The sequence below is a fragment of the Pseudomonas sp. UBT genome, assembly GCF_050915955.1.
In the GTDB taxonomy this organism is placed as follows: Bacteria; Pseudomonadota; Gammaproteobacteria; order Pseudomonadales; family Pseudomonadaceae; genus Aquipseudomonas; species Aquipseudomonas antarctica_A.
Map to the genome: position 1 here is coordinate 18,336 of NZ_CP168079.1, position 22,400 is coordinate 40,735.

At 61.0% G+C, this 22,400-nt stretch carries 23 protein-coding genes; 14 read left to right on the plus strand and 9 right to left on the minus strand.

What is annotated here, in order from left to right; genetic code table 11:
• Nucleotides 1-5 precede the first annotated feature (5 nt).
• The 8 genes from ACDZ94_RS00090 (at nt 6) to hemN (ending at nt 8,552) form a co-directional block, all read left to right on the plus strand.
• The gene (locus ACDZ94_RS00090; RefSeq protein WP_003193169.1) at nt 6-191 is read left to right on the plus strand and encodes a CcoQ/FixQ family Cbb3-type cytochrome c oxidase assembly chaperone; all 186 of its coding nucleotides are present in this window, start codon (nt 6-8) and stop codon (nt 189-191) included.
• Entirely contained in the window at nt 188-1,165 is a 978-nt protein-coding gene (ccoP, locus tag ACDZ94_RS00095; RefSeq protein WP_064453579.1) for a cytochrome-c oxidase, cbb3-type subunit III, read from the plus strand. Before ACDZ94_RS00090 ends, ccoP begins: the two co-directional genes overlap by 4 nt.
• A 431-nt stretch (nt 1,166-1,596) precedes the next feature.
• A complete protein-coding gene (gene ccoG / locus ACDZ94_RS00100) occupies nt 1,597-3,012 on the plus strand; it encodes a cytochrome c oxidase accessory protein CcoG (protein WP_407017027.1) in 1,416 nt (471 codons plus the stop codon).
• A gap of 31 nt (nt 3,013-3,043) precedes the next feature.
• Nucleotides 3,044-3,583 (plus strand): FixH family protein, encoded by a 540-nt coding sequence (locus tag ACDZ94_RS00105; RefSeq protein ID WP_262665895.1) that lies wholly within the window; start codon nt 3,044-3,046, stop codon nt 3,581-3,583.
• Between the two features lie 115 nt (nt 3,584-3,698).
• On the plus strand, nt 3,699-6,149 hold the full coding sequence (locus ACDZ94_RS00110) for a heavy metal translocating P-type ATPase (RefSeq protein WP_432750897.1): 2,451 nt from the start codon (nt 3,699-3,701) through the stop codon (nt 6,147-6,149).
• A 22-nt stretch (nt 6,150-6,171) separates the two neighbouring features.
• Nucleotides 6,172-6,390, plus strand: a complete 219-nt coding sequence (gene ccoS / locus ACDZ94_RS00115) for a cbb3-type cytochrome oxidase assembly protein CcoS (RefSeq protein WP_064453583.1) — start codon at nt 6,172-6,174, stop codon at nt 6,388-6,390.
• On the plus strand, nt 6,383-7,066 hold the full coding sequence (locus tag ACDZ94_RS00120; RefSeq protein WP_432750898.1) for a sulfite exporter TauE/SafE family protein: 684 nt from the start codon (nt 6,383-6,385) through the stop codon (nt 7,064-7,066). Before ccoS ends, ACDZ94_RS00120 begins: the two co-directional genes overlap by 8 nt.
• A 103-nt stretch (nt 7,067-7,169) precedes the next feature.
• The gene (gene hemN, locus ACDZ94_RS00125; protein WP_221295389.1) at nt 7,170-8,552 is read left to right on the plus strand and encodes an oxygen-independent coproporphyrinogen III oxidase; all 1,383 of its coding nucleotides are present in this window, start codon (nt 7,170-7,172) and stop codon (nt 8,550-8,552) included.
• Nucleotides 8,553-8,558: 6 nt separating this feature from the next.
• On the opposite strand, the gene ACDZ94_RS00130 is transcribed toward hemN, so the two are convergent.
• Nucleotides 8,559-9,044 (minus strand): hypothetical protein, encoded by a 486-nt coding sequence (locus ACDZ94_RS00130; RefSeq protein WP_064453586.1) that lies wholly within the window; start codon nt 9,042-9,044, stop codon nt 8,559-8,561.
• Nucleotides 9,045-9,197: 153 nt separating this feature from the next.
• Here ACDZ94_RS00130 and fnr point away from each other — a divergent pair, with 153 nt between their 5' ends.
• Both fnr and ACDZ94_RS00140 read left to right on the plus strand, forming a co-directional pair.
• Nucleotides 9,198-9,932, plus strand: coding sequence for a fumarate/nitrate reduction transcriptional regulator Fnr (fnr, locus tag ACDZ94_RS00135; protein ID WP_064453587.1), 735 nt, complete (start codon nt 9,198-9,200; stop codon nt 9,930-9,932).
• Nucleotides 9,933-10,013: 81 nt separating this feature from the next.
• Nucleotides 10,014-10,562, plus strand: coding sequence for an adenine phosphoribosyltransferase (locus ACDZ94_RS00140; protein ID WP_064453588.1), 549 nt, complete (start codon nt 10,014-10,016; stop codon nt 10,560-10,562).
• Between the two features lie 108 nt (nt 10,563-10,670).
• Here ACDZ94_RS00140 and ACDZ94_RS00145 read toward each other — a convergent pair whose 3' ends face one another.
• From ACDZ94_RS00145 to dnaX, 5 genes are all read right to left on the minus strand, one after another.
• The gene (locus tag ACDZ94_RS00145) at nt 10,671-11,819 is read right to left on the minus strand and encodes an acyl-CoA dehydrogenase family protein (protein WP_262665903.1); all 1,149 of its coding nucleotides are present in this window, start codon (nt 11,817-11,819) and stop codon (nt 10,671-10,673) included.
• A 290-nt stretch (nt 11,820-12,109) separates the two neighbouring features.
• The gene (gene recR / locus ACDZ94_RS00150; RefSeq protein WP_064453590.1) at nt 12,110-12,712 is read right to left on the minus strand and encodes a recombination mediator RecR; all 603 of its coding nucleotides are present in this window, start codon (nt 12,710-12,712) and stop codon (nt 12,110-12,112) included.
• Nucleotides 12,713-12,778: 66 nt separating this feature from the next.
• Nucleotides 12,779-13,813, minus strand: a complete 1,035-nt coding sequence (locus ACDZ94_RS00155; RefSeq protein WP_064453591.1) for an NADP-dependent oxidoreductase — start codon at nt 13,811-13,813, stop codon at nt 12,779-12,781.
• Nucleotides 13,814-13,993: 180 nt separating this feature from the next.
• Entirely contained in the window at nt 13,994-14,332 is a 339-nt protein-coding gene (locus tag ACDZ94_RS00160; RefSeq protein WP_010563853.1) for a YbaB/EbfC family nucleoid-associated protein, read from the minus strand.
• 43 nt (nt 14,333-14,375) lie between these two features.
• Entirely contained in the window at nt 14,376-16,448 is a 2,073-nt protein-coding gene (gene dnaX, locus ACDZ94_RS00165) for a DNA polymerase III subunit gamma/tau (protein WP_432750899.1), read from the minus strand.
• 133 nt (nt 16,449-16,581) lie between these two features.
• Between dnaX and ACDZ94_RS00170 the strand changes: the two genes are divergently transcribed.
• Entirely contained in the window at nt 16,582-17,349 is a 768-nt protein-coding gene (locus ACDZ94_RS00170; protein WP_432750900.1) for a substrate-binding periplasmic protein, read from the plus strand.
• Between the two features lie 54 nt (nt 17,350-17,403).
• Nucleotides 17,404-17,775 carry a VOC family protein gene (locus tag ACDZ94_RS00175; protein WP_064453594.1) on the plus strand — a complete coding sequence of 124 codons (372 nt, stop codon included), beginning with the start codon at nt 17,404-17,406 and terminating at the stop codon, nt 17,773-17,775.
• Here the strand turns inward: ACDZ94_RS00175 and ACDZ94_RS00180 are convergent.
• Nucleotides 17,689-18,648, minus strand: a complete 960-nt coding sequence (locus ACDZ94_RS00180; protein ID WP_064453595.1) for a DMT family transporter — start codon at nt 18,646-18,648, stop codon at nt 17,689-17,691. The genes ACDZ94_RS00175 and ACDZ94_RS00180 overlap by 87 nt on opposite strands.
• A gap of 103 nt (nt 18,649-18,751) precedes the next feature.
• On the opposite strand from ACDZ94_RS00180, the gene ACDZ94_RS00185 reads away from it, so the two are divergent.
• On the plus strand, nt 18,752-19,615 hold the full coding sequence (locus ACDZ94_RS00185; RefSeq protein ID WP_221295393.1) for a LysR family transcriptional regulator: 864 nt from the start codon (nt 18,752-18,754) through the stop codon (nt 19,613-19,615).
• A gap of 61 nt (nt 19,616-19,676) precedes the next feature.
• Entirely contained in the window at nt 19,677-20,579 is a 903-nt protein-coding gene (locus tag ACDZ94_RS00190) for a DUF2167 domain-containing protein (protein ID WP_221295394.1), read from the plus strand.
• 85 nt (nt 20,580-20,664) lie between these two features.
• On the opposite strand, the gene ACDZ94_RS00195 is transcribed toward ACDZ94_RS00190, so the two are convergent.
• Together ACDZ94_RS00195 and ACDZ94_RS00200 are read right to left on the minus strand one after the other, a co-directional pair.
• Nucleotides 20,665-21,255: a hypothetical protein gene (locus ACDZ94_RS00195; RefSeq protein ID WP_221295395.1), complete on the minus strand. Its 591-nt coding sequence runs from the start codon at nt 21,253-21,255 to the stop codon at nt 20,665-20,667.
• A 1-nt stretch (nt 21,256) separates the two neighbouring features.
• A complete protein-coding gene (locus ACDZ94_RS00200) occupies nt 21,257-22,303 on the minus strand; it encodes an N-acetylmuramidase family protein (RefSeq protein WP_064453599.1) in 1,047 nt (348 codons plus the stop codon).
• Nucleotides 22,304-22,400 lie beyond the last annotated feature (97 nt).

The following is a 22,400-nucleotide window of genomic DNA, read 5'->3' on the forward strand; positions in this document are numbered from 1 at the left end:
TCTTCATGGATATCGGGATGATTCGAGGCCTGGGCACCGTTGTCGTGATGGTGGCCTTTATCGGCCTGGCGTTGTGGGTGTTCAGCCCACGGCGCAAGTCGGAGTTTGACGACGCGACCATGCTGCCCTTTGCAGATGATCCCGAAGCCATCAAGCACGTCGAGCAAGCGTCTAGGAGTAACAAAGAATGACTACGTTCTGGAGTCTGTACGTCACAGTCCTCAGTCTGGGTACCATTTTCGCCCTGACCTGGTTGCTGCTGTCGACCCGCAGGGGGCAGCGCGCCGAGCAAACAGACGAGACAGTCGGCCACTCGTTCGACGGCATCGAGGAGTATGACAACCCGTTGCCGAAATGGTGGTTCATGCTGTTCGTCGGCACCATCATCTTTGCCCTTGGCTACCTGGCGCTGTACCCCGGCCTGGGTAACTGGAAGGGCTTGCTGCCGGGCTACAACTACCTCGACAACGACAAGCAAACCCCATTCGCCAATGGCCAGACCGGCTGGACCGGCGTGCACGAATGGGAAAAGGAAATGGCCAAGTCGGACGCCAAGTTCGGGCCGATCTTCGCCAAGTTCGCCTCAATGCCGATCGAAGACGTCGCCAAAGACCCGCAAGCCTTGAAGATGGGTGGCCGCCTGTTCGCCTCCAACTGCTCGGTATGCCACGGTTCCGACGCCAAGGGTGCCTACGGTTTCCCTAACCTGACCGACGCCGACTGGCGCTGGGGTGGTGAGCCCGCCACCATCAAGGAAACCATCATGAAAGGCCGCCATGCAGTGATGCCGGCCTGGGCCGAAGTCATCGGCGAGCAAGGCGTGGCCGATGTGGCAGGCTTTGTGGTGACCAACCTCGACGGCCGCAAACTGCCCGAAGGCGCCAAGGCCGACGTCGCCAACGGCGCGAAACTCTTCGCCGCCAACTGCGTGGCCTGCCACGGCCCTGCCGGCAAAGGCACCCCAGCCATGGGCGCGCCGGACCTGACCCACCCGGGTGCATTCATCTACGGTTCGAGCTTTGCGCAACTGCAGCAGACCATCCGTTATGGCCGCCAGGGCCAGATGCCTGCGCAGGAACTGTTGCAAGGCAATGACAAGGTGCACTTGCTGGCAGCGTATGTTTACAGCCTGTCCCATGGCGATAAGCAGGCTGAAGCGCAGTAAGGCAGACGCCAATAGAAGGAGGCTCTGTCAGCCGTCGCTGACAGGGCCTTTTTTCTGCACACACTACAGATCCAGTGTGGGAGCGGGCTTGCTTGCGAATGCAGTGTGTCAGTAATGAATAAGGTGACTGACACCGCGAATTCGCGAGCAAACCCGCTCCCACATTCGAACTGTTTGTTGTTAGACCTCGGTCTCTTGGGTGGAGGGCTTTAAGACTCGCACGACCACCACAACCGCCAAAACCGTCCATACTTGCCAAGTCAATTGATCCAGATCACGTACACCATCAATTGATTTCCACCAACGCGACCAAAGGTCGCACCCTTTGAGCAGGACCGGAGGCGTATCATTACGCCACTGCAAGACCCTATTTTTGACCCCGGTTGGCACGTACTGGCCGAGGCAAATCTCCACCGCCGTGGGATGCAATGATGAGCAACCAGATACCGGTAAACGACGTTACCCCGCCTGCCAAAAACGCCAGCAACACGGTCGACCTCTATGCGTCGCGAGAGAAAATCTACACCCGCGCTTTCACCGGCCTGTTCCGCAATTTGCGCATGCTCGGTGGTGCCGGTTTGTTCCTGCTCTACTTCGGTACCGTGTGGCTGAATTGGGGTGGCCACCAGGCCGTTTGGTGGAACCTGCCGGAGCGTAAATTCTTCATTTTTGGCGCGACCTTCTGGCCCCAGGATTTCATCCTGCTCTCGGGCATTCTTATCGTTGCCGCCTTTGGCCTGTTCTTTATCACCGTGTATGCCGGACGCATCTGGTGTGGGTATACCTGCCCGCAAAGCGTGTGGACGTGGATCTTCATGTGGTGCGAAAAGGTCACCGAAGGCGACCGTAACCAGCGTATCAAACTGGATAAAGCGCCGATGGGCGCCAACAAAATCCTGCGCAAATTCAGCAAGCACACGCTGTGGCTGTTGATCGGTTTTGTCACCGGCATGACCTTCGTCGGCTACTTTTCGCCGATCCGCGAACTGGTGTTTGATTTCTTCACCGGCCAGGCCGATGGCTGGTCGTATTTCTGGGTCGGTTTCTTCACCCTTGCCACCTATGGCAATGCCGGCTGGCTGCGCGAACAGGTGTGCATCTACATGTGCCCGTACGCGCGGTTCCAGAGTGTGATGTTCGATAAAGACACCCTGATCGTGTCCTACGACCCGCGCCGTGGCGAAGAGCGTGGCCCACGCAAGAAAGGCATCGACTACAAGGCCGAGGGCCTGGGGGATTGCATCGATTGCACCATGTGCGTGCAGGTGTGCCCCACCGGTATCGACATCCGCGACGGCCTGCAAATCGAGTGCATCGGCTGCGCCGCGTGTATCGACGCTTGCGACAACATCATGGACAAGATGGACTACCCGCGCGGCCTGATCAGCTATACCACCGAGCACAACCTGTCCGGGCAGAAAACCCATAAGTTGCGCCCGCGCCTGATTGGGTATGCCCTGGTGTTGCTGGCAATGATCAGCCTGTTGGCCGGCGCATTTTTCATGCGCTCGCTGGTGGGGTTCGACGTCAGCAAGGACCGCGTGCTGTACCGGGAAAACGCTGAAGGGCGCATCGAAAACGTCTACAGCCTGAAAATCATGAACAAGGACCAGCGCGACCACACCTACGTGCTCGACGCCTCGGGCCTGCCGGACCTCAAACTGCAAGGCCGACGCGAAATCAAGGTCGCCGCCGGAGAAATTTTCAGCATGCCGGTGGAGCTGTCCAGCGCGCCGGAGCAACTGCCGTCGAGTACCAACGAGGTGAAATTCATCCTCAAGGATGCCGATGACGACAGCGTCCACATTGAAGCCAAGAGCCGATTCATCGGCCCACAAGTCCGTTAAACATAAAGTTCGCTAACTAGAGAGCACAACAATGCCCGTAGCTACTGCCGCAAGCCCTTGGTACAAGCACCTCTGGCCCTGGATCATCATTGGAATCCTGACCTGCTCGGTGACCTTGACCTTGTCCATGGTGACCATTGCGGTGAAAAACCCGGACAACCTGGTTAACGACAACTACTACGAAGCCGGCAAGGGTATCAACCGCTCCCTGGACCGCGAACTGCTGGCCCAGACCCTGCAACTGCGGGCCAACGTGCACCTGGACGAACTGACCGGTGAAGTCGAGTTGCACCTCACGGGCAACAGCAACCCGAATACCCTGGAGCTGAACCTGATTTCCCCGACCCAGCCGGAAAAGGACCGCAAGATCAACCTGGCCCGCAGCGACAGCGAGCCCGGCCGCTACGTCGGCCAGGTTACCGACAAGGTCGAAGGCCGACGCTTCGTGGAACTGCTGGGTGTGGAAGGCGACAAGACCTGGCGCCTGTTTGAAGAAGAACAGGTCAGCCACGATAAGGACTTGCTGCTGGGGGATGAGCCGTTGCAAGGTGCGGAAGACCTGAAAAAGTAAGCAACCTGCGCTTCGCGCATCGCGGGCCAGCCCGCTCCCACAAGGACACCATGATCCAATGTGGGCGCCGGGTTTGCCCGCGATGAGGCCCTCCCAGCCATCAAAGATCCAAATCATGACCAGCCCGATTCCCTGCTACCACTGCGCCCTGCCCGTCCCTCCCGGTAGCCGGTTTACCGCCGTAATCTTCGGCGAACGTCGCGAACTGTGCTGCCCAGGCTGCCAGGCGGTGGCCGAAGCCATCGTGGCCGGCGGCCTGGAAAGCTATTACCAGCATCGCAGTGAAGCCTCGGCCAACCCCGAGGCGCTGCCAGTGCAGCTGGTGGACGAGTTGGCGCTGTACGACCGCGCCGATGTGCAAAAGCCCTTTGTGCGCCACGACGGCGAGCTCGCCGAAACCACCCTGCTGATGGAAGGCATCAGCTGCGCCGCCTGCGGCTGGCTGATCGAGAAACACCTGCGCAGCCTGCCCGCGGTGGCCGAGGCACGGTTGAACCTGTCCAACCATCGCCTGCAGGTGCGCTGGGCCGACGGGCAATTGCCGTTGAGCCAACTGCTCGCTGAGCTGCGCCATATCGGCTATGCCGCCCATCCTTACCAGGCTGATCGCGCTGCCGAGCAACTGGCCGGCGAAAACCGCCTGGCCTTGCGCCAACTGGGCGTGGCGGGGTTGCTGTGGTTCCAGGCAATGATGGCGACCATGGCCACCTGGCCGGAATTCAATATCGACCTGAGCCCGGAGCTGCACGTGATCCTGCGCTGGGTGGCGATGTTTCTTACTACACCCATCGTGTTCTACAGCTGTGCGCCGTTTTTCAAGGGCGCCCTGCGCGACTTGCGCACGCGCCACCTGACCATGGATGTGTCGGTATCCCTGGCGATTGGCGGCGCCTATTTCGCGGGTATCTGGACGGCCATCACCGGCGTTGGCGAGTTGTACTTCGACGCGGTGGGCATGTTCGCACTGTTCCTGCTGGCCGGCCGCTATCTTGAGCGCCGGGCGCGGGAACGTACGGCCGCCGCCACCGCGCAATTGGTCAACCTGTTACCCGCCTCCTGCCTACGCCTCAACGCTGACGGCCAGAGCGAACGCATCCTGCTCAGTGAACTGGCGTTGGGTGACCGGGTGCTGGTGCATCCCGGCGCGGTACTGCCGGCGGACGGAGTGATTCTTGACGGCCAGTCCAGCATCGATGAATCCCTGCTCACCGGTGAGTACCTGCCACAGCCTCGGCACAGCGGTGATGCAGTCACCGCCGGCACGCTCAACGTCGAAGGCGCAATGACCGTCGAGGTCCGTGCCCTGGGCCATGACACGCGCCTGTCCGCCATCGTGCGCCTGCTGGAGCGCGCCCAGGCCGAGAAACCGCGCCTGGCACAAATCGCTGACCGTGCCGCGCAGTGGTTCCTGTTGTGTTCACTGATTGCCGCCGTATTGATCGGCCTGGTGTGGTGGGAACTGGATGCCTCGCGGGCATTTTGGATCGTGCTGGCGATGCTGGTGGCGACCTGCCCGTGCGCGCTGTCACTGGCCACACCGACCGCCCTCACCGCCGCCACCGGCACTCTGCACAAACTCGGGTTGCTGTTGACCCGTGGCCATGTGCTGGAAGGCTTGAATCAAATCGACACAGTGATTTTCGACAAGACCGGTACGCTGACCGAAGGTCGCTTGGCGTTACGCGCGATCCGCCCCTTGAGCGCACTGAACAGTGATGAATGCCTGAGCCTCGCCGCCGCCCTGGAAAACCGCTCCGAGCACCCGATTGCCCGGGCTTTCGGCCGAGCGCCGCTGGCCGCCGATGAAGTCCTCAGCGCCCCGGGGCTCGGCCTGGAGGGTCGCGTAGGCGAACGCCGGTTGCGAATCGGCCAGCCCGGTTTTGTCTGCGAATTGAGTGGCTGCCCGATTCCCGATTCGCCGGATGAGGCCGGCCAATGGCTGCTGCTGGGCGACCGCACTGGCGCCCTCGCCTGGTTCGTGCTGGACGACCGCCTGCGCAGCGACGCGCCAGCACTGCTGGCCGCGTGCAAGGCGCGGGGCTGGCGTACGCTGCTGTTGTCGGGCGACAGCTCGCCGATGGTTGCCAGTGTCGCGCTGGAGTTGGGCATCGACGAAGCCCATGGCGGCCTGCGTCCCGACGACAAGCTGCAGGTGCTGCAGCAACTGCACAGGGATGGCCGCAAGGTGCTGATGCTCGGCGATGGCGTCAATGATGTTCCCGTGCTCGCCGCCGCCGATATCAGTGTGGCAATGGGCTCGGCCACGGACCTGGCTAAAACCAGCGCCGATGCTGTGCTGCTGTCCAACCGCCTCGACGCGCTGGTGCAGGCGTTTACCCTCGCGCGGCGCACACGCCGGGTAATCATCGAAAACCTGTTGTGGGCCGGGCTGTACAATGGCCTGATGCTGCCGTTTGCCGCCCTCGGCTGGATCACCCCGATCTGGGCGGCGATCGGCATGTCCCTCAGCTCGTTGACCGTGGTGCTCAACGCCTTGCGCCTGACTCGCCTGCCGAGCGCGCAGGCTAAAAGCGCCGCCTTAGTAACCCGCCCGCTGCCGGCTTGAGCCGCACAGGCATGGAGTGCAGATGCCAGCTCTATACGTGATGATTCCGGCGGCGCTGCTGTTAGTAGGCGTAGCCATTTACATCTTCTTCTGGGCGGTGGACAGCGGCCAGTACGACGACCTCGACGGCCCGGCTCACAGCGTGCTGTTCGACGACCAGGACCCGAATCACCTGGCCGCCGTCGACGAAGCCAACGGGCCCGAGCAACCGCCCGCGCCAAAAGAACCACCCCATGCTTGAACTGACGCCACTGCTGGTCTCCGCGCTGATCCTCGGACTGCTCGGCGGCGGCCATTGCCTGGGCATGTGCGGCGGGCTGATGGGCGCGTTGACCCTGGCCATTCCAAAAGAGCAACGCAGCCGCCGCTTTCGCCTGCTGCTGGCGTACAACCTCGGCAGAGTGCTCAGCTATGCCACCGCCGGGTTATTGATTGGCCTGGCCGGCTGGGCGGTGGCCAACAGCCCGGCGGCGATGTTCATGCGCGTGCTTGCCGGGTTGCTGCTGATCAGCATGGGGTTATACCTGGCCGGCTGGTGGAGCGGCCTCACCCGTATCGAAAGCCTCGGGCGCGGCCTGTGGCGCTACCTGCAACCCGTCGCCAACCGTTTGCTGCCGGTGTCAAGCCTGCCCCGCGCTTTGCTGCTGGGCGCGCTATGGGGCTGGTTGCCGTGTGGGTTGGTCTACAGCACCCTGCTGTGGGCTGCGAGCCAGGGAAATGCGCTGGACAGTGCATGGCTGATGCTGGCTTTCGGGCTGGGCACCTGGCCGGTGTTGCTCGCCACCGGGCTGGCGGCCGAACGTGTCACGGCGTTGCTGCGCAAACGCAGCGTGCGCGTGGCCGGGGGGTTATTGGTGATTTTCTTCGGTGTCTGGACGCTGCCCGGTCCGCATCAGCACTGGTTGATGGGCCACTAAACGCCCATGTGACATAGCGCCGCTCCCCGTTGATACAAGTCAACATGCCATTGCGGCCATGCCCCTAGACTCGGTCCACTAGCCTATCCGGGGGACCACCCGCATGCTCGACGCCATTCGTTGGGACACAGATCTGATTCACCGTTACGACTTGGCGGGGCCGCGCTACACGTCCTACCCCACCGCCGTACAATTCGACAGCCAGGTCGGCACCTTCGACCTGCTCCACGCCCTGCGCGACAGCCGTAAGGCCGTGCGCCCGCTGTCGCTGTATGTGCATGTGCCGTTCTGCGCGAACATTTGCTACTACTGCGCCTGTAACAAGGTCATCACCAAGGACCGTGGCCGCGCCCAGGCCTATCTGCAACGACTGGAGCAGGAAATCCAGCTGGTGGCCTGCCACCTCGACCCGAAACAGCCGGTGGAGCAGTTGCACTTTGGCGGTGGCACCCCGACCTTTCTCAGCCACGACGAACTGCGCCAGGTAATGACAAGCCTGCGCCAGCATTTCAATTTGCTCGATGATGACTCCGGCGACTACGGCATCGAAATCGACCCGCGTGAAGCCGACTGGGCGACCATGGGCCTGCTGCGTGAACTGGGCTTCAACCGCGTGAGCATTGGCCTGCAAGACCTCGACCCCGAGGTGCAACGAGCGGTCAACCGCCTGCAAAGTCTGGAAGAAACCCGCGCAGTGATTGATGCGGCGCGCACCCTGCAATTTCGCTCGATCAATGTCGACCTGATCTACGGCCTGCCCAAGCAGTCGCCGTTGAACTTCGCGCGCACCGTCGAAGAAGTCATCAGCCTGCAGCCGGATCGCCTGTCGGTGTTCAACTACGCGCACCTGCCGGAGCGTTTCATGCCTCAGCGGCGGATCAACGCCGACGACCTGCCCTCCCCGGCAGAAAAACTGCTGATGCTGCAAACCACCATCGAGCAGTTGACCCGGGCGGGCTATCGCTACATCGGCATGGACCACTTCGCCCTGCCGGATGACGAACTGGCCGTTGCCCAGGAAGAAGGTAGGCTGCAACGCAATTTCCAGGGCTATACCACCCATGGGCATTGCGACCTGATTGGGTTGGGCGTATCGGCAATCAGCCAGATCGGCGACTTGTACTGCCAGAACAGCAGCGATCTCAACCACTACCAGAACGCGCTGGCCGGCGCGCAGCTGGCGACCAGCCGTGGCCTGGTCTGCACCACGGATGATCGACTACGGCGAGAGGTGATTCAGCAGTTGATCTGCAATTTCAGCCTGGGGTTCGAGCGGATCGAACAGGCGTTCAACATCGATTTTCGAGGTTATTTCGACGAGCTATGGCCGCAACTGGAGACGATGGCCGCAGACGGCCTGATTGAACTGGACGCCCGTGGCATTCACGTACTGCCCGCCGGGCGATTGTTGGTGCGCTCGGTGTGCATGGTGTTCGATGCCTACCTGGAGCACCAGAACAGGCAACGATTCTCACGGGTGATCTGAGCGCCGTTATTTCATCGCCAGGCTCATGGCTTCCAACTGAGCCGCTGGCGGCTCGCCCTTCATGGACTTGCCCAACTGTGTCTGGGCCGTGGTCAAGCCAGACTGCAATGTCATCACATCTCCCTGCAGTCTGGCTATCTTGGCCTGCCGCGCTTCCGGGCTCATGGAAGTGTCAGCCATGGCCGCGGACAGTTCGGCCATTTTCTCGGCAAGCTGCTTTTTCAGTTGGCGGATCATTTTCAACAGTTGCTTGACGCTGTCGCTCAAGCTGCTGTTGTCAATATCGCTGTTGGACGATTGCTCGGCCTTCGATGCGTCCATCCCCGCACCGGAAATGACGACCTTCACGCCTGCGGTGGCCGCAGGCTCAGCAGCCTTGGCTTCGGTGGGCGCCTTGGTGGTGGCGTCTTTATCCTTCGCCGCATCGGCGGACTTCCAAACCGATACCGCCGCCACGTTGATAGTCGGGTTTTGGATCGTACTGACTGACATGATCTGAGCTCCGGCTCATGGAGATATCTGCATGTATCGGCGCTGATACACAAACCTTTATACCGTTGCTGCTTTTTTGCACACGCTGGCCTCACTGCCCCCCAGTGCGTTACCCTTACGTCTTATGTGTGTTTTCCCACAAGGATTTAAGAAATGTCCGAGCCAGTCAAACTGCGCGCTCACAGCCAGACTCACTGCAAGGATTGCAGCCTGGCCCCGCTATGCCTGCCACTTTCATTGAATTTGGAAGACATGGAAGCGCTGGACGAAATCGTTAAACGCGGTCGCCCGCTGAAAAAAGGCGAATTTCTGTTTCGCCAGGGCGACAAATTCGATTCCGTTTATGCAGTACGTTCGGGAGCGTTGAAGACGTTCAGCCTGAGCGACGGCGGCGAAGAGCAGATCACCGGCTTCCACCTGCCCAGCGAGCTGGTCGGGCTGTCCGGCATGGACACCGAGATTCATCCTGTGTCGGCCCAGGCGCTGGAGACGACATCAGTCTGCGAAATCCCCTTCGAGCGCCTGGATGAACTGGCTCTGCAATTGCCGCAACTGCGTCGCCAGTTGATGCGCGTGATGAGCCGAGAGATTCGTGACGATCAACAGATGATGTTGCTGCTGTCGAAAAAAACCGCCGACGAGCGCATCGCCACGTTCCTGGTCAACTTGTCGGCACGTTTCCGCGCCCGCGGGTTCTCGGCCAACCAGTTCCGCCTGAGCATGTCGCGCAATGAAATCGGCAATTACCTGGGCCTCGCGGTGGAAACCGTGTCCCGCGTGTTCACCCGTTTCCAGCAGAACGAATTGATTGCCGCCGAAGGCAAGGAAGTGCATATCCTTGACCCCATCCAGCTGTGTGCGCTGGCCGGTGGTTCGCTGGAAGGTTGATGCAGAGGCTTGCGGTTGCGCCAATCGGCGAGGCCGCAGGTATACTTCGAGTCCGTTTTCAGCCCTCAGGACTCTTCGACGATGACCTTCGATTCGTTCGACATCAAATCCCTGATTCGCCCCGTCATCGACTTCCCCAAGCCTGGGGTGATCTTTCGTGACATCACGCCCCTGTTCCAATCGCCCAGGGCCCTGCGGCTGGTGGCAGACAGCTTTGCCCACCGCTACGTCGAGGCCGACTTCACCCACATCGGCGCAATGGATGCACGCGGGTTTCTGATCGGTTCGATCATCGCCTACCAACTGAACAAACCGCTGATCCTGTTCCGCAAGCAGGGCAAGCTGCCGGCCGACGTGCTGGCCGAGGGTTACCAGACCGAATACGGCGAAGCCTTCCTCGAAGTGCACGCCGACAGCCTGTGTGAAGGCGACTCGGTGCTGATGTTCGATGACTTGATTGCCACCGGCGGTACCTTGATCGCTGCCGCCAATCTGGTGCGGCGCATGGGCGCAACCATCTTCGAAGCGGCAGCGATCATCGACCTGCCGGAGCTGGGTGGCTCGCAGCGCCTGGAAGACATGGGAATTCCGACGTTCTGCCTGACGCAGTTTGCGTTGACCGAACGTTAATCATTGCCTGAACCGGCCCCATCGCGGGCAAGCCCGGCTCCCACAGGTGATCGCATACCAATGTGGGAGTCGGGCTTGCCCGCGATGAGGCCTGTGAGCCCCCCCACCTTACAACCCCATCTGCTTGCTGATGATTTCATTCATCACTTCGCGGGTACCGCCGCCGATGGACAGGATGCGGTTGTCACGATATAGCCGCTCCACCAGGCTGCCGCGCATGTAACCTTGGCCGCCGAGGATCTGCACCGCGTCGTAGGTAACGCGATCGGCGGTGTCTGTGGCGAGGTTCTTGGCCATGGAGATCTCCTTGATCACACTCATGCCCGCAGCCATTTTCGCTGCCTGGCGATACGTGAATTCCCGCGACACCTCCACCGCCGTCGCCATCTCCGCCAGCCGATGCTTGAGCACCTGGAATTTACCAATGGGCTTGCCAAAGGCTTCGCGCTGGGCGGCCCACTTGAGGCTTTCCTCCAGCGCCAACTGCGCGGTCATATTGGCCATCAACGCCAGGGCCAGGCGCTCACTTTGGAAATTGCCCATGATGCAGGCAAAGCCCATGTTCTCGACGCCGATCAGGTTGCCCACAGGCACCTGGCAATCGTCGAAGAACAACTCAGCCGTGTCCGACGCCCACCAGCCCATTTTCTTCAACGGCTGACCGACCGTGAAACCGGGGGTGTCTTTTTCGATGAGCACTAAGCTGATACCGCCAAAGCCCGGCCCGCCGGTGCGGACGGCTACGGTGTAGAAGTCGGCACGGATGCCGCTGGTGATAAAGGTTTTGCTGCCGCTCACCCGGTAATGCTCGCCATCACGCACAGCGCGGGTTTGCAGGTTGGCCACATCGGAGCCGCCACCGGGCTCGGTAACGGCCAGGGCGATGATCTTCTCGCCGGCCAACACCTGCGGCGCGACACGTTCGCGCACCTCGGGCCGCGCCCATTTGACGACGGGCGGCAGGCCGATATCCAGCGAACCCAACCCCGCCACCACACCACCGGAACCACACCGCATCAACTCTTCGCTGGCGGCAACCTTGGCAAACAGATCACCTTCGTGACTACCGCCCAGGCTCTCCGGGTAACCGATGCCGAGAATCCCCGCAGCGCCTGCCTTGAGGTACAGCTCACGGGGGAAGCTTTCCGCCTCCTCCCATTGCTCGATGCCAGGCAACATCTCGCGCTCGACAAAACGGCGCACGCTGTCGCGGACCAATTGGTGGCTGGGGTCGAAGTAGTCCTGGTAGGCAGACATCGGCAAGCTCCACGGTGAGGTGGAACGAAATTACCAAGCGCTTGCTTGGTTATCAAGCTGTGCGGATTTCACAAAACACTGTGGGAGCTGGCTTGCCTGCGATAGCGGGGGGATTTTTGGTGACTGTGAGGGCGTCTTCGGGAGCAAGCCCCCTCCCACATTTTGATGGGTGAACCCACTCAAATGTGGGAGCTGGCTTGCCTGCGATGGGGTGTCAGTCAGCAGATGTATTGACTGAACCAGCGCATTCGCGAGCACGCCCGCTCCCACATGTTGAGCTGTGATGGTCTTTAAAGGGCGATCGGTTTGCGACCTGCAAACGAATGCGCCAACGTGCCGCCATCGACCAACTCCAACTCACCACCCAGCGGCACACCATGGGCGATACGCGACGTCACAAGGCCTTTATTGCTCAACAACTGGGCGATGTAATGCGCGGTCGCCTCACCTTCCACCGTCGGGTTGGTCGCCAGGATCACCTCGGTAAAGGTGCCCTGCTCTTCAATGCGCGCCACCAGTTGCGGAATGCCGATGGCTTCCGGCCCCAGCCCATCCAGCGGTGAGAGGTGCCCTTTAAGCACAAAGTAGCGCCCGCGATAGCCGGTCTGCTCGACCGCGTACACATCCATCGGCCCTTCCACCACGCACAGCAACGTGTCGTCGCGGCGCGGGTCGGCACATTGCGGGCAGAGGTCTTCTTCCGTAAGGGTGCGGCACTGGCGGCAGTGGCCCACACCGGTCATGGCCTGGCTCAAGGCCTGGGCCAACCGGGTGCCGCCACTGCGATCCCGCTCCAGCAGTTGCAGCGCCATGCGCTGGGCGGTTTTCTGACCCACACCCGGCAAGGTGCGCAGGGCGTCGATCAGTTGGCGAATCAGAGGGCTGAAGCTCATGGGGCAATGGTCCGACAAAACAACGAGACGCGGTTTATACCCGCGCCCCGGATTAGCGTCAAATGGTCAATCCTGCGCGACGCGCACCACCAACTTGCCGAAGTTGCGTCCTTCAAGCAAACCAATAAAGGCTTCGGGCGCCTGCTCCAGGCCCTCGACCACGTCTTCGCGGAACTTGATCTTGCCATCACGCACCCACGGCGCCATGGCGCTGAGGAATTCAGGCTGGCGATCACCGTAGTCATCGAACACGATAAAGCCCTGGATGCGCACGCGCTTGGTCAGCAAGGTGCGTTGCAGCGCCGGCAGACGGTCAGGGCCACTCGGCGCTTCATGGGCGTTATAGCCGGCGATCAAGCCGCACAGGGGAACCCGCGCTTTGGGGTTGAGCAACGGCAACACGGCGTCGAACACCTTGCCGCCGACGTTTTCGAAGTAGATGTCCACACCGTTGGAGCAGGCCAGGGCCAGCTCATTGGCAAAATTGGCGCTCTTGTGATCGATGCACGCGTCAAAACCCAGCTCGTCCACCACGTAGCGACATTTGTCCGCGCCACCTGCGATACCCACCACCCGCAAGCCCTTGAGCTTGGCCACCTGGCCCACCACCGAGCCGACGGCGCCGGACGCTGCGGCCACCACCAGGGTTTCCCCTTCCTTGGGCTGACCGATATCCATCAGGCCCATGTACGCGGTCATACCCGGCATGCCCAGCACACCCAGAGCCATCGACGGGCTCGCCAGGCCATTGGGCACCGGGATCAGATTTTGTCCATCGGAAACGCTGTGGCTCTGCCAGCCGGTGGAGCCAACTACCAGGTCACCCACTTCGAATTTCGGGTTACGCGATTGCTCGATACGGCTGACAGCGCCACCGGTCATAACCTCGTCGATTTCAACCGGAGCGGCGTAGGACGGTGCGTCACTCATGCGGCCACGCATATAGGGATCGAGGGACAGGTACAGCGTTTTCAATAGCACCTGGCCGTCCGCCAACTCGGGCAAGTTCACGCGTTCCAGGCGGAAATTTTCCGGGGTCGGTGCGCCTTGAGGGCGCGAGACCAGCACGACGCGCTGGTTCAGAATCGGTTCTTCAGACATCAGGGAACTCCTTTATCGAATTCATCGGTATAGGGTGCAGACCCTATATGCCGCGCCAGGGTTCATATTGAACGCAGTGCGTCCTCGCGGCATGACGTTACTGCCCAGCGGACGATGACGGCACACACAAAAATGCCAGGCTCGATGCCTGGCATTTTTATTAAAGCAAACGCTCACCGATCAGAACGGCAGCTTCATGCCCGGCGGCAGTTGCATGCCGGCGGTCACGCCAGACATTTTGTCCTGGCTGTTGGCTTCGATCTTGCGCACGGCATCGTTGACGGCCGCCGCGAACAGCGCCTCAAGCATTTCCAGGTCATCTTCGCTGGCGCCTGGCAACACGCTTGGGTCAATGCTCACGCGCTTGATGTCGTGACGACCGGTCATCACCACGCTGACCATATCGCCACCGGCTTTACCGGTGACTTCGGCGTTGGCCAGTTCTTCCTGCATCTTGGCCATCTTTTCCTGCATCTGCTGCGCCTGCTTCATCAGGCCGGCCATGCCACCTTTCATCATGGGAATCACCTCAAAAGTACGTGGATCAATAAGTAGCCCGGTTTTATGACGCTTGGGGCACCGGGGCGTCGACAGGTTCAATAGTATCTTGGCGCACGACCGCACCAAACTGTTGCATCATTTGCTGGATGAGCGGATCAGCCTGGATCGAGTTTTCCGCTTCTTGCTGACGGTTGATGCGTCGGCGTGTCGCGGCCTGGGCCGGGGTTTCCTGCTCGGGCTTGATCAACTCGATGGCGATGGTCAGCGTGCGCTCATGGTACTGGTTCAGCGCATCGTTGAGCCGGCGTTGCTGGGTCGCGTTGAACAGCGCGCTGTGGGCCGGGTCCAGGTGCAACAGCCAATGGTCGCCATCGATGGCGATCAAGGTGCAGTTGGCCGCGATGCTGCCGGTCATGCCGGAGATCGGCAATTTCGGGAACAGTTCCAGCCACTGTAACGCCAGGCCGGTGGCCGGGGCCGCAGCGGGTTCCGCCTCGGGCTCGGGCGCCGGGTCGGCGGTGTGCTCGCTGGCCAGGTCATCCAGGTAGCTGTAGGCCGAATCCATGTCCGGCTCGATGTAGTCTTCGTCCAGTGGCGGCTCGTCGTCGAGGTCGATACCCGGAGTTGCAGCGTCGACTTGAGCGACAGTCGGCTCGGGCACCGGCGCAGACACCCACTCGGGCGCGGCCGGCACAACACTGTCCGGCGTCGGTGCAGGCATCGGCGTCAGCTCGGGCTGCTCGCCGGTGGTTTCCAGTACGGGCTCCACGGCAGGCTGTAGCTCGACTTCAGGCTCGGCGTCTACCGGAGCATTCCAGGGCAGGTCGACCACCGGGGCCGGTTCGGGCTCAGGCTCGATCACAGGCGCAGGCTGCGGCACTGGCTCGGCCACGGGCGCGGCAACCACTGGCGCAGGTGCCGGAGCAACCGGCGCAGGCGCAGCAACCACTGGCGCGGCCACCGCTGCGCCAGCCACTGGTTTGGCGGAATCAACTGTGGCCTGGCTGATCCCCACTGGCTTTAGCGGCTGTCTCGGTGCGTCTGCCGTATCGGCGGGCCGGAAGGCCAGCATCCGTAGCAGGACCATTTCAAAGCCACCACGCGGGTCCGGTGCCAAGGGCAAGTCCCTACGGCCGATCAGGCCCATCTGGTAGTAAAACTGTACGTCTTCGGCCGGCAACGCCTGGGCCAGCGCCAATACGCGGTCGCGGTCGCCATGGCCGTTGTCGACACCTTCAGGCAAGGCCTGGGCGATGGCGACGCGGTGCAGCACATTGAGGATTTCCGAGAGCACACCGTTCCAGTCCGGCCCTTGCTCCGACAAGTGGCGCACGGCTTCGAGCAAAGCCTTGGCATCACCTTCGATCAGCGCGTGCAGCACGTCGAAGACCTGGCCGTGGTCGAGGGTGCCGAGCATGGCACGCACATCGGCGGCCATGACCTTGCCTTCACCAAAGGCGATGGCCTGGTCGGTGAGGCTCATGGCATCGCGCATCGAACCATCGGCAGCACGGCCAAGCAGCCACAGTGCGTCGTCTTCGAACGGTACGTTCTCGACGCCCAGCACGTGGGTCAGATGCTCGACCACTCGCTCGGGGGTCATGTTTTTCAGGGAGAACTGCAGGCACCGCGACAGAATCGTTGCAGGAAGCTTCTGCGGGTCGGTGGTGGCCAGAATGAATTTGACGTAGGGCGGCGGCTCTTCCAGGGTTTTCAACAGTGCGTTGAAGGAATGACTGGACAGCATGTGCACTTCGTCGATCAGGTAGACCTTGAAGCGGCCACGGCTCGGCGCGTACTGCACGTTGTCGAGCAACTCGCGGGTGTCTTCGACCTTGGTACGGCTCGCGGCGTCGATTTCGATCAGGTCGACAAAACGCCCTTCGTCGATTTCCCGGCACACCGAACACGTGCCGCAAGGCGTCGACGTAATACCGGTTTCACAGTTCAGGCATTTGGCGATGATGCGCGCAATGGTGGTCTTGCCCACCCCCCGCGTACCGGTGAACAGGTAGGCGTGGTGAAGCCGTTGGCTGTCCAAGGCATTGATCAGAGCCTTGAGCACATGGGTCTGGCCGACCATTTCGCGGAACGAGCGCGGACGCCATTTACGTGCAAGAACCTGATAACTCATCGAAAACCGTCGCAACTGGGAAGCGGAAGCCGGTAATGCTAGCGGAGCAAGGGGGAAATTGCATCCGGCACGCTCGCCTAATCTGACTAAGCTTGCGTGACTGGCCCCACGAAGGCCTCAACCCGGAGAGTATATGCGCGTAATCCTGGGCGCTTTATGGATGATTTCCCTCACCTCCCTCGCGGCACCCGCGCCGTTGCGCTTCTCGATTTCCGACAGTTGGGCGATGCCCATGGCCGAAGTCGAAAACAACCGGCCCACCCAGGGCATTCTGTATGACTTGATGTTGAGCCTGGCCACTCAGGTCGGGCGCCCGGCCGAGTTCCACGTACTGGCCCGTGCCCGCATCGCCGGTGCCATGGCGCACGGCGACATTGACGTGCGCTGCTATGTCGCCCAGGACTGGGTCGATAACCTGTCCGGCGACTACACCTGGAGCGTGCCCCTGATGGTGCAACGCAATGTGATGGCGAGCAGTCCTGCAGCGCCGCAACCGGTGCACGTGAGTGAGCTGGCACCCCAGTCGATCGGCACGGTGCTTAACTACCGCTACGCCGTCCTCGACCCGCTGTTCGCCAGCGGTCAGCTGACCCGTGACGATTCCCGCAGCGAGGCGCTCGTGCTGCAAAAGTTGGTCGCCGGGCGCTTTAAATACGCCGTCATCAATGAATGGGCCCTCGACCGCTTCAATCTCAACCTGCCTGCGAGCCAGCAGTTGCACAAGGGCGCAGTGATCGACGAGCAAAGCCTGGGCTGCATTGTGCGCAATGATCCGAACGTGCCGGTGCAGCGGATCTTGCGCACGCTGCTGCGGATGAAAATGTCGGGGGAGATCGATGACATCATCAAGCTGTACACCGGCGAAAATGCGCAACCGCTGCCGACTCCTGACAAGAACTGACAGGGCCCTCCCCTAGACTGGCCTCACTCAACCGCCCGTTCTCAAGGAGCCTGCATGAACAGCGTCGCCCATTACTTCCTGCTGTACGTAGACAGCCCGGCCACCAGCGCCAACTTCTATAGCCGCCTGCTGGACAAGCCCCCGGTGGAGCTGAACCCGACGTTTGCCCTGTTCATCCTCGACAACGGTGTGAAGCTGGGGTTGTGGTCGCGGCACACCGTCGAGCCGGCGGCCCAGGTCACGGGCGGCGGCGGTGAGGTGGGCTTTTCCCTGCCCGACCATGCCGCTGTCGACGCCCTGCACGCTCAGTGGGTAGCGCGCGGCGCGACGATCATCCAGTCACCGGCCACCCTGGACTTCGGTTACACCTTTGTCGCCCAGGACCTTGATGGCCACCGGCTGCGCGCGTTCAGCCTGAGCGACTGATCGCCAGCGGCCCTCCAGGCTGATGGCAGCGACGCTGGTCAACACAATCACGCCGCCCAGCACTACCTGCACGGCAATGTGTTCGCCCAGCAGCGTCGCGGCCATCACCATGGCGACCGGCGGAATCAGGTACATCGCCACCGAGGCGCGGCTGACCTCGATGTGTTTCAACACATAACCCCACGCCAGATACGCCAGGGCACTGGGAAAAATACCCAACACCAGCACCGCCAGGTTTTCCGGCAACGGCGCCTGTCCGACGGCATTGGCCAAGCCCGGCAGGTTCACGCAAAGCATCAGCGTGCCCGCCCACACCATGTAGCACGCCATAGTCAGCGGGCTATAGCGGTGGGCATAGTGTTTCTGGATGGCGAAGTACACGCTCCACGAGACAGCCGCCAATAGAATCAGCAAACCGCGCGGGTCGATGCCCCCTAAGCCATGATCGCCCCAGATCACCACCAGCACGCCGATCAACCCTAATAGCACGCAGCCCCAACGCCAGGCACTGACCCGCTCCTTCAAGCCAAAAAACGCGAGCAGCACACTGAACAGCGGCGCCGACTGCGCGAGCACACTGGATGCCGCCGCCGTCACCCATTGCTGCCCATAATTGAGGCTGGTGTGGTGCAGGAACACCCCGAAAAACCCCAACACCAGCAGCCACGGCAAATCCTGCAAACGCGGGCGGGCAATGCCAACCACCAAGGCCACACCCGCCATGAATATCGACGCGATCAAGAACCGCAGCAGCGCCAACTGACCAGGGCTATAGCTGTGCAGGCCCATGTGCACGCCAATCGGCGAGTAAGCCCAACAGAGGATGACGCCGGCGATGACTAGCGTAAGCTTTAAGGATGACGGGGTATTCATCGACGGCGCCCAGAACTTTGAGAAGGAATGCCGTCAGTCTTGGCCTGGGCAGGGCGTAGGACAATTAACCGTTTCTGACTTCTGAAATCACTGGAACTGAGCAATGGAACTGGCCCAACTGAAAATGGTGCGAGCCGTGGCGCAAACCGGCAGCGTGGCCCAGGCCGCTCTGCAATTGCACTGCGTACCCTCCAACATCACCACACGTATCAAGCAGTTGGAAGGCGAGTTGGGCACGCCGCTGTTTATTCGTGCGGGCCGTGGGCTGGCGATCAGTGCCGCCGGTGAAATTTTCCTGGACTACTGCGAGCGCATCCTGGCGTTGGTGGACGAGTCCAAACGCGCGGTCGATGCCAACGCCATTCCTCGCGGCACCTTGCGCATCGGCGCGGTAGAGTCCAGCGCCAGCGGCCGGCTGCCGCCATTGCTGGCGGAATACCATCGCCGCTACCCGGACGTCACACTTGAGCTGGTCACCGGCGCCTGGGCGCAACTGCTGGACGACCTGCAACACCATCGTCTCGACGTGGCGTTGGTCGCCTCCGGCGGTAAACGCGCCAAGCTCGAACGCAGCGTGGTCTACAGCGAGCGCCTGGTGCTGATTGCCAGCGCGTCCAGCGCGCCGATCAACAGCGCCGAAGACCTCGCGGGCCGCACGCTGCTGGTGTGGCCACCCGGCTGCCCGTATCGCGCCGCGCTGGAAAACTGGATCAAACCCCATGACTTCAAGCCAAGCATCGCCAGCTATGCCAGCTGGGGCACGATCATCGGCTGTGTCAGCGCAGGCATTGGCGTGGCCCTGGCACCGGAAGGCATCCTGGCCCGCTATGAGCAGGCGAACCAGCTGACGTCCTACCGGTTCGAGGCGTTGCAGGCCGTGGACAACCTGCTGTTCTGGCACACAGACACCCAACGGCACCTGGCGCGGGATGCGTTTGCCGAGCTGCTGCGGGAGGCTTTCGGCTAACTCAGGCGAGCCCGTTTAAGCTATTCTCCGGCGAAATTAATTCAAAATGTAAGGGACTACCATGAATTACTTCCGCCTATTGCTCGCGGCGGCCGCCCTGAGCCTGCCTGCCGCACTCGCGTTTGCCGCCACTACGCCTGCGCCCGTTGAAGCCAGCGCACCGGCCGAAACCGCCGAGCACTTTCTCGCTTCACTCAAGCAGAATACCGGCACGGTTACACTGCCCAGTGGCATTGCAACCCTCAAGCTTAACGACGAGTTCTACTACCTTGACCCCGCCGACACCGAGCGCCTGCTGACCGATGGCTGGGGCAACCCGCCAGGCTTCAAGACCCTGGGCATGATCGTGCCAAAAGCGGTGAGCCCACTGTCGGAGCGCGGCTGGGGTGTGATCGTCAGCTACAAGGCAGACGGTCACGTATCCGACGAAGACGCCGCAAAAATCGACTACGCCGAACTGCTCAAGCAAATGCAGGAAGATGACGACGCGGATAACAAAGAGCGTCAGAAACAAGGCTACGCCGGCCTGCACTTGTTGGGCTGGGCCGAGCCGCCGCGCTACGACGACACCACCCACAAAATGTACTGGGCCCGCGAACTGAAAGCCGACGACGCCCAGCAGACCACACTCAACTACAGCATCCGCGTATTGGGTCGTGAAGGGGTTCTGGAGCTCAATGCCGTCGCCGCCATGGCCGACCTGCCGACCATCAAGCAGGAAATGCCCAAAGTCCTCGCCTTTACCAACTTCACCGACGGCAACCTGTACACCGATTTCAACCCGAAGACCGACAAGCTTGCGACTTACGGCCTCGCGGCGTTGGTTGCCGGCGGGATCGCCGCCAAGGCCGGGCTGTTCGCCAAAATCGGCATATTCCTGCTGGCGGCGAAGAAGTTCCTGGTAATCGGTGTCGTGGCGCTGCTCGCCTTGATCCGCAAACTGTTCAACCGCAACAAGGCCTGAACCGCGCACATAAAAACGCCGCGGTGTGCCTGGCACACTGCGGCGTTTTTATGTGTGGGATAACTCAGTCTATCCGTGGCATTGCTCAGCTTTTGGGCGCAGACACACGGCGGTATTGATCCTGGCTGATCCAGCCAGTGAACGAGCGGCCCTTGGCATTGGTGAACTCAACCTTGGCCGAACCCTCCTTGTAGGCCAACACACCGACCACATCATTCTTGACGATATACGGGCGCTTGGCAGCGTCGGCGCCTGGGGTTTTCAGCAGGTAAGCCTTGTCGGCAGACACCGTCACGAGGCCGATCCATTTTTTGTTGGCTGTTTGGGTCAATTCCAGGCCCGTCGCGATTTCCGGCATCAGCACGCTGATACAACCAGGATGCTGACGCCCCTGCTCCACCGTCAGGGTGACGCCGTCGGAGGAGGCCACCACACTGCCTGGGTAAGCATCGTCGAGCCAGGTGGTGAGCGCCTCTGGCTTGCCTTGCAGGTAGAACGTGCAACTGCGGGTCACACCCTCGCCAAGTGCTTCCGAATAATAGCCTTCGACTTGATGCTCGGGCGTGACCGCGAGCATCAGCCCTTCGTACGTGCCCGAGTGCAGTTCAGTAGCGCCTGCCCATACAGGCAAGACAGCGCACAACGACAACACGGCGATCGCTGAAAAACGGCTCATCTTATTTTTTCCCTTCCAGTGCGTCGTAGGCTTTTTTAATAAGCACGTCATAGTTGCCATAATCATCGCCGTTATAGCCTCGCGCCATGCCAACATAATCCTTGTTTTTCATGGCCTTCATCATTGAAGGGCTTTGGCTGCAAAAGGACACGAAGGCTTTCAACTGGTTACCGGCATTAATCTTTAAGGCCGCGACGAACTCAAATACTGTCTTGTAGCCGCACGATCCAAAGTTGAACCCCATCACCTGAAACATGCCCCAGGAGGCCGACATCAACGCCGCCTCCTGATCCAGGGCAAATGCGGTCGCCATGGTTTCCCACGCTTTGACTTGATCCTTGTTATTGACCTGCCACTGCGGCCCGGCCTTTCTCACATAGGGGTACGACAGCAACGGGTGCGCCTGGTCGTAGATCTTCTTGGTGTACTTGCGAAAATGATGCCCTTCAAACGCGATCACCGGCAATTTGGCCGGCCCGAAACCGAAACGCCCACCGGACTCCACAGTGGCGAACGCCCTGATGATGTTCACCGAAATACCGTTGCCCAACTGTGTGGCTGCGTTCTGAAAGTCGGTATCGGTGAGCGTCATGCCGCCATCGCAGGTGGACTGGAGCATTAATTGCCGATTACGCCGCTCGGCCTCGACCATCGCGCGCATGCGGTCCAGGTACACATTGACCGTGGCTTGCACCGCATCGCCACTGTTATTGCCGAAGACGTTGAGGAAGCTCGGAATACGCATCGTCGGGTACGCCTTCACCGGCACCTTCACTGCTTCTTCGATCAAGCTGTTGAAGGTACGACCGGTGGGGTCGATCACACCATCGGGGTGCGCGTACTTGAGATGACGGAACTGATACTGACTGATGCACTGCACCAATTGGCCGTCGCACTTGCCATTTTCAGCCAGCGCAAAACCCATCTTGGGAATGATCAAATTGAATAAATACTGGATGCACTGAACATCGGCGGGCAAGTTACGCGCTTTACCGGGCGCACCGACCGAAGCACTGATAAGACGGGGCAACCCTTGCAGGCTTTTCATCACAGACATCCTTGTTAGTTAATGAAGTGATGGCACTTCAACATCAAACCAGCACACTTTTCAAACCCTGAAACGAGCGGCTGGCGGAAACTAACAA